This is a genomic window from Desulfovibrio legallii (assembly GCF_900102485.1).
Lineage (GTDB): Bacteria > Desulfobacterota > Desulfovibrionia > Desulfovibrionales > Desulfovibrionaceae > Desulfovibrio > Desulfovibrio legallii_A.
Genome location: NZ_FNBX01000017.1, coordinates 1 through 13078, shown reverse-complemented (window position 1 = coordinate 13078; position 13078 = coordinate 1). Strand labels below are relative to the sequence as shown.

General features: G+C 66.7%; 11 protein-coding genes. 7 read left to right on the top strand and 4 right to left on the bottom strand.

Features of this window, described 5'->3' with window-relative positions; genetic code table 11:
* Positions 1–35: 35 nt before the first annotated feature.
* From BLS55_RS09685 to zraS, 3 genes are all read right to left on the bottom strand, one after another.
* Complete coding sequence (locus BLS55_RS09685) at positions 36–653, bottom strand: HD domain-containing protein (RefSeq protein ID WP_257243205.1); 618 nt, start codon at positions 651–653, stop codon at positions 36–38.
* A gap of 11 nt (positions 654–664) precedes the next feature.
* Entirely contained in the window at positions 665–2029 is a 1365-nt protein-coding gene (locus BLS55_RS09680) for a sigma-54-dependent transcriptional regulator (RefSeq protein WP_092154698.1), read from the bottom strand.
* 296 nt (positions 2030–2325) lie between these two features.
* Positions 2326–3801, bottom strand: coding sequence for a two-component system sensor histidine kinase ZraS (zraS, locus tag BLS55_RS09675; RefSeq protein ID WP_092154696.1), 1476 nt, complete (start codon positions 3799–3801; stop codon positions 2326–2328).
* Between the two features lie 340 nt (positions 3802–4141).
* On the opposite strand from zraS, the gene BLS55_RS09670 reads away from it, so the two are divergent.
* Positions 4142–4597 carry a hypothetical protein gene (locus BLS55_RS09670; protein ID WP_092154694.1) on the top strand — a complete coding sequence of 152 codons (456 nt, stop codon included), beginning with the start codon at positions 4142–4144 and terminating at the stop codon, positions 4595–4597.
* An 833-nt stretch (positions 4598–5430) separates the two neighbouring features.
* Here BLS55_RS09670 and BLS55_RS09665 read toward each other — a convergent pair.
* The gene (locus tag BLS55_RS09665; protein ID WP_092154692.1) at positions 5431–6543 is read right to left on the bottom strand and encodes a radical SAM protein; all 1113 of its coding nucleotides are present in this window, start codon (positions 6541–6543) and stop codon (positions 5431–5433) included.
* A 274-nt stretch (positions 6544–6817) separates the two neighbouring features.
* Between BLS55_RS09665 and BLS55_RS09660 the strand changes: the two genes are divergently transcribed.
* The 6 genes from BLS55_RS09660 to BLS55_RS09635 form a co-directional block, all read left to right on the top strand.
* A complete protein-coding gene (locus BLS55_RS09660) occupies positions 6818–7105 on the top strand; it encodes an integration host factor subunit alpha (RefSeq protein ID WP_092154690.1) in 288 nt (95 codons plus the stop codon).
* A gap of 326 nt (positions 7106–7431) precedes the next feature.
* Positions 7432–9021: an MBOAT family O-acyltransferase gene (locus tag BLS55_RS09655; protein WP_092154688.1), complete on the top strand. Its 1590-nt coding sequence runs from the start codon at positions 7432–7434 to the stop codon at positions 9019–9021.
* 12 nt (positions 9022–9033) lie between these two features.
* Positions 9034–10263, top strand: coding sequence for a hypothetical protein (locus BLS55_RS09650; RefSeq protein WP_092154686.1), 1230 nt, complete (start codon positions 9034–9036; stop codon positions 10261–10263).
* 9 nt (positions 10264–10272) lie between these two features.
* Positions 10273–11778: a tetratricopeptide repeat protein gene (locus BLS55_RS09645; protein ID WP_092154684.1), complete on the top strand. Its 1506-nt coding sequence runs from the start codon at positions 10273–10275 to the stop codon at positions 11776–11778.
* Positions 11779–11935: 157 nt separating this feature from the next.
* On the top strand, positions 11936–12691 hold the full coding sequence (locus BLS55_RS09640; protein WP_092154682.1) for a sulfite exporter TauE/SafE family protein: 756 nt from the start codon (positions 11936–11938) through the stop codon (positions 12689–12691).
* 120 nt (positions 12692–12811) lie between these two features.
* Positions 12812–13078, top strand: a 267-nt coding sequence (locus BLS55_RS09635; protein ID WP_143339500.1) for a transposase family protein, incomplete at its 3' end; no start/stop codon positions are given.

Below are 13078 nucleotides of genomic sequence, written 5' to 3'. Positions count from 1 at the left end.
CCGCAGGTTGCGCGGGTTCCGGCATGGGCGCGGGCTCAGCGCCCGCGCCGCACCCACCAATCCTTGTCCACCCCACCGTACCACCAGCGGTTGTGGTCCGCGCGCAGCACGGCTTTTGCCAGCTGCCGGGCCTCGGAGCTGGCAAGCCGCCGCAGGGCGCTTTCAAGCCAGTCCGCCGCAAAGGCGTTGCCTTTGTCCTGCTCTTCTTTGAGGCTGCAGATAAGGTCCAGCTGGTCCGCATCATGGGCCAGCACGGCTTCGGGGCTGCGCCGGGCCTCCAGCTCGTCCCAGAGGGGCAGCAGGGCTTCTTCCAGGCCCGTGCCCGCCAGGCAGTCTTCCAGGGCACGGCGCGGCTCAATCCGCGCATAGCGGTGGTTCACATAATTAAGATCGCCCGTGCGGGCCTCGTGCAGATCGTGGAACAGGCAGAGCAGCGTTACCCGCGCGGGGTCGGCCCCGGCCAGGCGCGCCAGCACATAGCCCAGGGCGCTCACCCGGTAGGAATGCTCGGCCACGCTCTCCCCGCCGCTGCCCAGAAAGGCGAAGCCCGATCGCGGCGTGCGCCGCAGCATGCCCAGTTCGTGACACAGATCCGCCAGCCGGTCCCACTGCGCCGTTTCCGGGGCCGGAGGGGCTTTTTTTTCTTCGCTCATGGAGTTCCTTCTTATTCCAGGCCGTATTTGCGCAGCTTGTTGTGCAGGGTGGCGCGGGTGATGCCCAGCTGCCGGGCGGCTTCGCTTTTGTTGTCTCCGGCGCAGCGCAGGGTCTCTTCAATGGCCCGGCGCTCCACCTCGTCCAGGGGAAGCCCGGCCAGGACGCCCTGGACGGCGGCGGAAGAGGGCTCCTCCGCCGGGGCGGCCTCCATGACGGCCGCGGGCAGCTCGCGCCGGGTTACCAGATCGCCGTTGCAGAGGATGACGGCGCGCTCCACGGCGTTTTCCAGCTCGCGCACGTTGCCGGGCCAGGAATAGCGCAGCAGGCTGTCCATGGCCTGGGGGGAGAAGCCGCGGAGGCTCTTGCGGTTGCGCCCGGCAAAGCGCTCCAGAAAATGGGCGGCCAGCACGGGGATATCCTCGCCCCTCTCCCGCAGGGGGGGCACCTCCAGACTGATGACGTTGAGCCGGAAGTAGAGATCCTCGCGGAAACGCCGACGGGCCACCTCCTCCCGCAGGTCGCGGTTGGTGGCGGCCAGCACGCGCACGTCCACGGTGAGCGGCGCGTCGGAGCCCACCCGCTGCACCTCGCCCTCCTGCAGGGCGCGCAGCAGCTTGGCCTGCAGAGGAAGGGGCATCTCGCCGATTTCGTCCAGAAACAGGGTGCCCCCGTTGGCCTGCACAAAACGCCCCTCGCGGCGGCGCTCCGCCCCGGTAAAGGAGCCTTTTTCATGGCCGAAGAGCTCCGATTCCAGCAGGTTTTCGGCCAGGGCCGCGCAGTTTACCGTCACCAGGGGTTTGTCCGCCCTGGCGCTGCCGCTGTGCAGCGCGCGGGCCACCAGCTCCTTGCCCGTGCCCGATTCGCCGGTGATGAGCACGGTGGCCTCGGAGGGGGCCACTGTGGCGATGGTCTCCTGCATGGCCAGCATGGCCGGGCTGCGGCCCAGAATGCCGGGCCGGGCCGCGGCGTCGCTCAGCTGACGGCGCAGCTCGCGGTTTTCCACGCTCAGGCGGGAATGCTCAATGGCCTGCTGCAGGGTATGCCGCAGGGCCTCAAAATCCAGGGGTTTGGCCAGATAGTCGTAGGCCCCCAGGCGCAGGGCCTCCACGGCGGTTTCCACGGAGGAATAGGCCGTCATGAGCACCACCGGCAGGGCCGGATTGTACTCCAGAATGGACTTCAGGGTGTGGATGCCGTCCAGGCGGGCCATGCGCACGTCCGTAAGCACGGCGTCAAAGGCCCGCTCCCGCACCTGGGCCACGGCCGCGTCGCCGTCCGCCGCCTCACTTACGGCGTAGCCCCAGGACCGGAGCATGGTGCGGAGCATGCCCCGATGGGCCTGATCGTCATCCACCACAAGAATGCTGTTGCTCAATGCCTGTCTCCTCGCGCAGAGCAGCTTAAGGGCATTTCAAAGTTGAAATGCCCTGGCGGCTGCGTGAGCAGACGCCCGCTGTTGAGGTGTAAGCGCAATTTATTTGCGCTGTTAAGCGCCGAAACGAGCGTGCCGTAAACTTTGAGCATGCCTGTTCTCAAAGTTAATCTGCTCTAAGGATAGGCCGACGCTGCGCGTTTACAGCGCGCCTTCCGGCGCTCCGCCGCGCGGGCGGCGCAGCCGCCAGGGCGTTAACGCAATATGGCGCTGCAAAAGGGGGAAGCCTTCTGCAGCGCTCAGATCCGCCGCCTGCGGCGGCGCTCCACAAAGGAGGGCGGCTCCTGCGGCGCGCAGGGCAGCCAGATGCGGAAAATGGTTTCCCCCCGCCTGCCTTCCAGCGCCATGCGCGAGCTCACGCTGATCTCGCCGCCGTGGGCCTCCACAATCTTATGCACCATGGCAAGCCCCAGGCCCGTGCCCTGCCCCTTGGTGGTAAAGTAAGGGTCAAAAATATGCGGCAATTGCCGGGGCACAATGCCCTTGCCCGTATCCCGCACCATAAGGCAGACCCGCTGCCGGCTCCGGCCCACGGCCAGGGTAAGCACGCCGCCCCCGGGCATGGCGTCCAGCGCGTTGAGGCAGAGGTTGAGCAGGGCCTGGCCCATGCGCTCAGGGTCCACCAGAGCCGGGGGCACGCGCGGGGCTTTACGGCAGACAATCTTCACGCCGCGTTTTTCCGCATCCTGCCGGATGAGCTGCGTGACGTGCTCCACCACGGTCTCCAGATCGGCGGGGCGGGGGCAGACGTCGCTGGGCCGGGAAAGGCCGATGAGGTCCATGATGACCCGATTGAGCCTGTCCACCTCGCTGACCATCACCCTGGCGGCCTCGCGGTCCTCACTGCCCGCAGGGAAGCGCTGGCCGAAATAGGTGGCGTAGCCTTTGATGGAGCTCAGAGGATTGCGGATCTCATGGGCCACGCCCGCGGCCAGATTGCCTATGGCGGCCAGCTTTTCCTTACGGCGGACTTCTTCTTCCAGCCGCCGCACCTCGCCTTCGGCCCGGCGCTGCCCCAGGCGCGACTCCCGCGCCCGCTCGGCGTAGTACAGGGCCAGCAGACAGGCCAGCCCCACCAGCAGCGTAACGGCCGCCAGCATGGCGATATAGCCCCGGTTCTGGCTGCGGGTCATTTCAAAGGGCGAAATGTCCAGCCCCAGAAAAATGATGGGCAGGGCCTGCGCGTCGGCCGTATTCGTCAGCCCCGGCGAAAACCGCCGATAGACCGCAAAAACCCGCTGGCCCTCCAGGTTCATGACCCGCCAGCGGGCCTGGCCGTCGGCGTGGAGCGCGCGCAGATGCGCCACGTCCATCTCCGCCCCGTCGGCCTGCAGAATTTCGCCCAGCCGGGTTCTGTCGCTGTGGGCCACAATGGTGCCGTCCGGCATGGTCACGGCTACGAAGTCAATGCCGGGGCTGTCGGCCATTTCTTCCAGCAGGGCCTGCAGGCGCACGCCCACCTCGCTGCGCAGGCCCGAACGCAGTATATTCTCAAAAGCCATAATCAGGGAGGAACCCTTCTCGGCCAGAAGACGCGCCATGCCCGCCTCGCTGCGCTCCAGCGAAAGGAAGGTCAGCAGGCCGATCATCAGGGTCAAAACCACGGCGGCGGCGCTGAGCAACAGCACCACGGGCGCGCGGCCGCGCCGCGCGAAGGCGGGGGGATTTTCGCCAGGGCCGCCTGCCGTCGGTGAGGGCTCTTTGACGCTGCACATGGGCTGCAGTATAGCCTTACACGGCCTCCCTTGTCATCCGCCAGGGGCGGCCGCCGGCACAGAGCCCTGCCCCCTGGAGCAGCCTACCTTTAAGAGCAGGCCTGCGCAACGTTCGCGACACGCTCGCTGCAGCGCTTACCAGCCGCAAATACATTGCGCTTACGCCTGTACGGTGCGCGGCTGCCCACGCAGCCGCCACGACATTTAGCCGCAGGCTGGAACAAAAATGGCCCATTTTTTGCATGACTTCTACGCAGAGTTGTGCCGACCAACGCTGCGGCGTCGCGCCTTGCCGACCGCGCGCCCGGCAAGACATACACCTTTCCGATGAAGGCCAGGTATGCTGAAAGCCTGTTTTGCCCTCTGCGTGCTCGCTACCCTGTACCTGCCGGACGCCGCCACAAACCGGCAGAATCTGCACGCCGTGGCCGTTATGACCCCGTGGCAGGAACCCGCCGTGACGGGCCTCAGCTCGTGGCTGGAGGGCCTCCCCCCCATGCAGCGCGCCGCCGCCCAACAGGTGGTGGACCACTACCTGCCCCAGGTTCAGGCCCTCCGCCAACGTATCCTGCTGAAAAAAAACGAGCTCGCCCAATTGCGCTACGATCTGGAAACCCCGCCGGACACCCTGCCCCGCCTGGGACGCGACCTGCAACACCTGCGCGACGAACTGCGCGCCCTGCTGCTGCGCGCCGATGCGGACATGCGCAGCCAGGCCGGCGTGGCCTTGGGCGCGCCCTTAAGCCACGGCTGCGCCATGGAAGTCTCCGGCCTGCCGCCCTTGCGCAAACCGTAGCCGCTTGCCCCTCATAGGGGCCGCAGCCCCCCTCTCTTAGAGCAGATTACCGTTGAGAACAGGCATTCTCAAAGGTTACGGCACGCTCGTCTCGGCGCTTAACAGCGCAAATACATTCCCCTTACCCCTGCACGGCGGGCGTCTGACAGCGCAGACGCCAGGGCATTGCAAAGTTGAAAGGCCGTATTTGCCGCTGCTGCCGTCCGACCGGGCAACTTCTGCACACCTGTATAAAAATTATCCAGCCAGAAGCGCAGGCTGTAAAAAAAATATACAGCCTCGCGCGCCCCGCAGCCGCCCCACCCTGACAATATCCAATTAACATACTGATATTAATTGAAAAAAATAATATTGGCACGTCGATTGCTAAACAGAAAGCAAGGGTTACGGCAATGCAAAACCGGTAAGACCCCATAAGGAGCACATCATCCACCTCCGTCCCGGCAGCTGACAGCAGCCTAACCCAGTCAATCCGTCGACGGGCGGTACACATATAAAACACAAATTTCCGTGATGCTCTCCGCCCCCATTGAGGGCGTTGCGGATTCCCTCCTCAAAACCTCCTCCTTTGAACAGAACCTCTAACCATCGGAACATCCTCCCTCTCTCGGCCGCCGGACCTTCCGGCGGCCGCCTCTCTTTTTGGGGCATTGCAACTTTGAAATGCCCTGGCGGCTGCGTGAGCAGACGCCCGCCGCGCAGGCGCAAGCGCACTTTATTTGCGCTGTTAAGCGCCGGAGCAAGCGTGTCGTAACCTTTGAAAACGCACATGCATAGGGGCAATCTGCCCTACGGGTTCGGCAGACCGGAGCGCCGCGCCGGGCCCGCGTCCTTTACGGCAAGCCTTCCAGCAGCAGCCCCTCCCTGGGCGCAAAACGCAGGCTGCGCAGCCCCAGGGCATCCCAGGCCGGACGCAGCTCGCCCTTGTGCCCCCAGAAACAGCCCTGGCAGGCCTTGGGAGCTTCCAGCGCAAAAACCTCGCCGCCGCAACCCGCATCCCGCAAGGCCCGCTCCACGGCCAGGAACAAGGCGCGGGCCTGCACGCGCGCCCCCAGGGCGGGATGGCGGGGGCCGTCCAGCACTGCCGCCTCCAGACCCTGCTCCTGGGCGAGCCCCATGCGGATGACAGACGCCCCGGCGCGCCTGGCCCGCAGCCAGGCCGCGGCCAGAGCCTCCAGGGTGACCTCCAGCGGCCAGGGCCGATAGAGCCCGGCCTGCCACATGGCGGCCAGGGCCGTGCCGCGCAGCACCAGGCAGGGGTAAAAGCGCAGCGCTGCCGCCCCCGCCGCAAGGCTTTGCGCCACATCGGCTGCAAAATCCGCAGGGCTGTGACCGGGCATGCCCGGCAGCAACTGCACGGTGAGGCCCAGGCCCGCTTCCCGCACCAGGGCGCAGGCCGCCAGCGCCTGCCGCCCCGTATAGCCCCGCCGCGCCATCGCCAGGGCCGCATCGGCAAAGCTCTGCACCCCCAGCTCCACAGACCGGCAGCCCGCGGCGCGCAGGGCGGCCAGCCCAGCGGCATCCACCCTGTCGGGCCTGGTGGAGCAGCGAAAGGCCGTGGCCCAGCCCCGCGCCATAACGGCGCCGACCCAGTGCAGGCATGCCTGGTAGGCTGCCTGCGGCAAAGCCGTAAACGTGCCGCCGTAAAAGGCCAGCTCTACCGGGGGCAGGCCCCTGGCCGCACGGGCGGCCAGGGCCGTCTCCGCCGTGTGCAGCACGGCCCTGGCCTCGGCCAGAGGGTCGGATGACGGGCAATGCCCGGTCTGCACGTCCTGCGCGCAGAACACGCAGCGCACGGGGCAGCCCTGAAAGGGCAAAAACAGGGGGAATACGGGGGCCTCCGGCCTGGGCCCGCGGCCAGGCCAGGGCAGGACGCGACGCCAGGCCGGAGGGGCCGCGGGGGCCGGAGGAGAAGGCCGTGCCCCTGGGGCGAGGGGCTTGTTCATACCCGCCGCCAGGGACGACGCCGCAGATGCGGAAGGCAAGCCATCAACACATCCCTTACTAAATATAGGAAATCATCCACGCGACGCCATTCCTGCGAAGGATCCGGCCAATACGCCGCTTTTCATAAAGAAAAACCTTGATCTACCTTGATGTTGTGTGTATTTTATACAAAAGCTCCGTTCATGTGAAGCAGTCCGGGGCAAGCCGTGTTTTCACGGCAAGGCGGCTGTTCCGGACAGCCCAACCCGCGCGCTCCGCGCCGGAGGATCCCCTATGAAAAAAACCCTGACCAAAGCGGACATCGTGGAGGCCATTTACGAAGAAACGGACAAAAACCGCGTTGACGTAAAAAACGTGGTTGAGAAGCTGCTGGACATTATGAAAACCGCCATCAAGAAGGATCGCGCCCTGCTCATCAGCGGCTTCGGCAAATTCGAGTGCTATGACAAAGCCTCCCGCAAAGGGCGCAATCCCAAAACCGACGAAACCATAACCCTGCCACCGCGCAAGGTTATGGTCTTTCGCCTTTCCCGCAAATTCCGCGCGGAGATCAACGCCTGACGTTGCGGCTGCGGCGCGGCGGCCCTGCCGCCCCGTTCCTGCCTTGAAGCGTTGCGCGTCTCTCCCTGCGTACCCACGCAGGCGCGACAGCGTACCCGGAGCGGCGTTCCGCTCCGGGGCGTTGCGCGTTTGCTGCGTGCGTGGGGCTGCCTGCGCTTTCGCGGCGGGCTGAAGCGGGCCGGACAGGCGGCGCGCGGTTGTGCGCCGCCCTTCCGCATATGCTCAAGGCTTGCATATCCGCGCGGAAGGGGGCACGATTCCCAGCGGCGGCCCGCCGCTGCCCCTGCACCGGCCTCTGGCCGCCAGACCTTTGACGGGAGACGCGCATGCTATTCAATTCCTACAGCTTTCTGCTGCTTTTTCTGCCGCTGCTGCTGCTTTCCTGGCGGCTTGCGGCCGCCTACGCCCCGGCCCGCCTGGGGCTGGTGCTGCTGCTCTTTTCCGTCGTCTTTTACGGGCTCTGGGGCCTGCCCTTTCTGGTGCTTCTGGCGGCCATTCTGGGCATGAACTACATGTTTGCCCAGGCGCTTGCGCCGGATCCCGCCGGGGCTGCGCAAACGCCGGAAGGCGCTGCGGCCTGCCCCGCGGGCGAGGGGCCCGCCGCCTGCCCGCGCTGCCGCCTCAGCCGCCGGGCCCTGCTGGTCACGGCCCTGATCTGCAACCTGCTGCCTCTGCTCTGGTTCAAGTATTCGGGCTTTTTGGCCCATAATCTTGCGGCCTTGCTGCATGTGCAGCTGCAGTTCACGCCGCCGGGCCTGCCGCTGGGCATCTCCTTCTACACCTTCATCCAGATCGCCTGGCTGGTAAGCGTTTACCGGGGCCAGGTGCAGCCCGCCGGTCTGGGGCGGCACCTGCTGTTTTCCTCCTGCTTTCCTTACGTCATTTCCGGGCCCATCGTGCGCTATGAGCAGCTGGGCCCACAGCTGGACGCCCTGCACGGCTCCACCCCGGAAGGACTGGCCAGGGGCTTCAGCCTGTTTGCCATCGGGCTGGCCAAAAAAGTTCTGCTGGCCGATACCCTGGCCCTCTGGGCCGACGCTGTGTTCAATGCGGCGGAAAAGGGTTTTCCCTTGAGCGGGGCCGAAGCCTGGCTGGGCTCGTTCTGCTACTCCTTTCAGCTTTATTTCGACTTTTCCGGCTACACGGACATGGCCTTGGGCCTGGGCCTCATGCTGGGCCTGCGCCTGCCGGAAAACTTTGATTCGCCCTACAAATCCACGGGCATTGTGGATTTCTGGCGGCGCTGGCACATCACCCTGGGCGCGTGGCTGCGCGATTTTCTCTACATCCCGCTGGGCGGCAACCGCCACGGCAAGCTCAAACAATACCGCAACCTCTTTCTGACCATGCTCATCGGCGGAGCCTGGCACGGCGCGGGCTGGACTTTCATTATCTGGGGCGCGCTGCACGGGGCCATGCTCAGCGTCAACCACTTCTTCCGCGCCCGCATCAAGGGCCGTCCCCTGGAGCGCATCATGGCCGCGCCGCCCTTGCGGCTCTGCTGCATTGTCCTCACCTTTTTCTGCCTCAACCTCTGCTGGGTGGTCTTTCGCGCCACGAGCATCGAAGGGGCCTGGCGCGTCTGCAGCGCCATGTTCCGCGGCCCCTTTACCCGCGTCGCGGCCGGGCTGGATCCGGACCTCTCCGGCCTTACGGGGCTGGCGGCCCTGACGGCGCGCTGGCTGCCCAACAACTACTTTCAGGGCTGGCAGCCCCTGGCCCTCATCGCCCTCTGCTTTGTGCTGGTCTGGGCCTTCCCCAACACCGGAGAAATGCTCCACGGCCGCCGTGATGGCTCCCTGCCCCGTCCGGCCTGGCGGCCCACCGCCGGCTGGGCCACGGGTCTGGCGGTGCTGGCCTTTGCGGCGCTGATCCTGGTTTCGCGCAAGGCCACCTTCCTCTACTTTCAATTCTAGGGGCGACCAACCATGAAAATACTTACCGAGGCCGCCTTTCTCCGCCGCTTTTTCGCCATTCTGCTGGGGCTGATCCTGGCCGCCTGCCTGATCATCGTGCCCTATACCTGCTGGTGGCTGCACAGCAGCGGCGACCTGGCCGTGGAACGCGCCGTCAAAAGCCAGGCCTCCGGGCGCTTTGCCCTGTTCGGTTCGGGCGTCTCCCAGGATTTTGTGGACTACAAGCTCCAGCTCTACGCGGCCGTGAAGCCGGAAGTGGTGGCCCTGGGTTCCTCACGGGTCATGCAGTTCCGGGGGGCCTACTTCCGCAAGTCCTTCCTCAACGTAGGCGGCACGGCGGGCAATCTGCCCGTGCTGCGCTCCACATTGGACGCCATGCTGCGCCTGCACCGGCCCGAGGCCGTCATCCTGGGCCTGGATTTCTGGTGGTTCATGCCGCAGTGGAACCCCGATCCCTTCAAAGAAGAGCCCCCCACCAGCGGCTCCTACGTCTATAATCTGGACAGCCTCAAAAAGCCCTGGACCTGGCTGCTGGAGGGCAAAATTTCCTGGCGCGACCTGCTGGGGCCCGTGCTGCCGCGCTCCCTGGGCGGCTTCCGGGACGACCGCTACGGCATCATGGCCCAGCAGACCGACGACGGTTTCGGTTCGGACGGCTCCTGGTACTACACAGGGGAAATCACCGGGCAGAAACGCCCCTTCGACTACCGCTTTGAGGATACGCTCAAGCAGGTGCGCTACGGCATCAAAGCCTTTGCGCCCTCCCCGCCCCTCAAGGACAGCCGCGACGTGGGCGGCATCAGCACGGCCCACCTGGACGCCTTTGCCGAAATCTACTGCCGCCTCAAGGCCAGGGGCATCGCCACCTACGTCTTTATTGCGCCCCTCTCGGCCACCGTGCTGGACGCCCTGCGCGCCCGCGAGGCAGACTACCCCCACCTCTTCCGCCTGCGCGACGCCCTGCTGGCCCGCGGCGTGGACGTCATGGATTTTACGGATCCGCGCACCTTCGCCTCCGGCGACTGCGAATTTGTGGATGGCTTCCACGGCGGCGAGGTGGCCTACGCCCGCATTCTGCGGGACATGGCCGACCGCTGGTCCAGCCTGCTGGCCTTTGTGGATATGGGCAAGATCAACGACGTTATCCGCGACTGGCGCGGCCACGCCCTGGTGCCGGACCCACGCCTTACGGATCGGCCCGAGGCGGATTTCATGCGCTTTAACTGCCCCAAACGGCAGTAAGGGCGCGCCATGACCCAGCGTTACCGTTCTGCCGCCCGCCTGCCGGCCCCGCCGCTCCGGCTTGCGCCGCGCGTTCTGGCCCTGCTCTTGGCCCTGACGCTGCCCCTGGGCTTGCTGACGCCCCCTGTGGCGGCCGCGCCCAGCATAACCGTTCCCTCCGTGGAGACGCCCACGGTAACGCCCCCTGTGGCGGCCAACGCCGCCGCGCCCCGCACACCTGCGTCGGCCGTGCCCAAGCCTCCGCATGTTGGGGACACGCCCGCTCCGGCCGTGCCCACAGCCGCCCTGCCCGCCCAACCGCCGCGCCAGGTCGCCGTGCCCGCCCCGGCCGCGCCCCGATTCGTTGCGGTGCAAAGCCCCACCGCGCCGCAAAAGCCCGCTTCCGGCAAAAAGCGCGCCGCGCGCCAGAAGCGGAGCAAGGCCGCCAAGGCCGGAACCGCCGCGGGAGCCGCCGCCACGGCCGCTGCCGCCGAAAACGCCGCCACCCCGGCGGAAAACCAGACAACGCGCCCCGCGCCCGCCACCCCGGCGGAAGCAGCCGTGCAGGCCTACGCCAAGGGCGACTACGCCGCGGCCCGCCGCATTTGGGAAAAGCTGGCCGCCGCGGGCGACGGCCTGGCCATGAACAATCTGGGCGTACTCTACGACCAAGGCCAGGGCGTGGAGCCGGACATGGGCCGCGCCCTGCACTGGTTCGCTCAGGCGGCCAAGTCCGGCGACCCCGCCGGCATGAGCAACTACGGCCGCATGCTGGAGCAGGGGCGGGGCATTCCCGCCAGCCCGGAAGAGGCCGCCCGCTGGTTTGACCTGGCCGCGCGCAAGGGCCAGCCCGTGGCCCAGTACAATCTGGGCATGCTCTACGAGCTGGGGCGCGGCGTGCCCAAGGATCTCAAGGCCGCAGCCGCCTGGTACAGCCGGGCGGCGGCCCAGCAGCAGACCGAGGCGCTCTCCCGCCTGGGGCAGCTCTGCCGCCTGGGCCTGGGGGTGCCCAAAAACCGTTCCCGCGCCACGCTCCTGCTCTATGCCGCCGCCATGCAGGGCGAACCTGGGGCCGTGCGCGCCCTGGAGGAAATGGCCGCCGAAGAGCCCTCCCGGCCCGCCGCCGTACTCCTGGGCCTGCGCCTGGACGCCACAGACCGCCCGGCCGTGCGCGAGGCCCTGCGCCGCGCGGGCGCAACGCCCAAGCGCGAGGACGACGCCCACATCTGCGACATCTACGCCGCCGAGCGCGTGGCCCCCGGCGCGGTACAGCTGGCCGCGTGCTACGGCCCCGGCGATCCCGCGCCCCTCGGCTTTCTGGAGCTGGACTATCTGGCCCCCAACAAAAAAACCGCCGCGCAGATCGTGGGCATGGTCAGCCGACGCATGGGGCCGCCCTCGGCCAGCGAAGGCGAGGACGCCCACCTCTGGAATCTGGGTACGGTGGTGGTGGCCACCCGCTATGAGCCTGCCCGCCGCCTCATGAGCCTTATGTACATGGCGCCCAAGGTCTACCACCTGACCAGGCAGGACTGACGGCCCGCCCACCTGTGCCGGGGATGGCGCGCCCCTGCGGCAGGCAGCACAGCCGGTGCAGACGCGCCCGCTTCTGGTTCCGCCTGCTGGACCCCCAAGGGGGATAAGCGTAGTAGGCTGCTTTCCGTTTCTATCACTTTTCAGGTAGGTTGTGGTTATGGCAATGATTGCGGCCATGCTGGCCCTGGGGCTGCTTCTGGGCTTTGTGGGCGCGGGCGGCGCAGGATTGATGATTACGGTCATGACCGTAGGTTTTGACGTGCCCGTGCACACGGCCCTGGGCACGGCCCTGGCCTCCATGGTCTTTACCACCTTATCAGGTTCTGTCAGCCACTTCCGCGAGGGCAACGTGCGGCGACGCCTGGGGCTGGCTCTGGGGCTCTGCGGCGCGCTGGGGGCCTTTGCCGGGGCGCGCGTTTCCGCCACGGTGCCGCCCGCAGCGCTCACGCCCATCACCGCGGCGGTCATGCTGCTTTCCGCCCTGCTTATCTATCTGCGGGTTTTTCACCCAGATCTGCCCCTCCTGCACCACCGCTGCAACCTGGGTCGGGGCGCACGCTTCTGGGGCCTGACGGCCTGCACAGGCGTGGGCAACGGCTTTCTTTCCGGGGCCTGCGGCGTGGGGGCCACGCCCTTTATCCAGCTCACCCTGCTGATCGTTTTTGACGTGCCCCTGTACCAGACTGTGGGCACCACCATGCTGGTTATTCTGCCCATTGCCGCCCTGGGCAGCCTGGGCTTTCTCTCCACCGGCCATCTGGATCCGCTGCTCCTGGCGCAGGTGCTGGCGGGCCAGACCGTGGGGGCCTACATCGGGGCCAAAGGCACCCGACTGGCCCCGCCCTGGCTGCTCAAAGGGGCGATGGTGACGCTGCCCGCCCTGGGCGGGGCAATCCTGCTGCTGGCCCGCTGAAGAGACGCGCCGCGGCCTTTGGTGTGGATCAGCGCAGACCATGAAACTGTCCACCTTAATTGGCTCTTCCGGGTTTTCCGTGGGTAGCTGATCTGCTAATGTCCTTCCCGGAGGGCACCAATGAAGGATACGGACCTATATTTTCGGATTCTCGGGCTGACCGAGCCCTGGTTTGTTGAGGCTGTTGAACTGGACACGGCGGAAGGTCGGGTAGACATCCGCGTGGAGCATGGTCCTGGTGTTCGCTGGTTTTGCCCTACTTGTGGTCGAGAGCTGGCTTGCCGCGACCATGCCGAGCCTCGTGTCTGGCGCCATCTGGACACGTGCCAGTTCAAGACGTTCCTGCATGCTCGGATTCCCCGAGTGGACTGCCCCGAGCATGGCGTC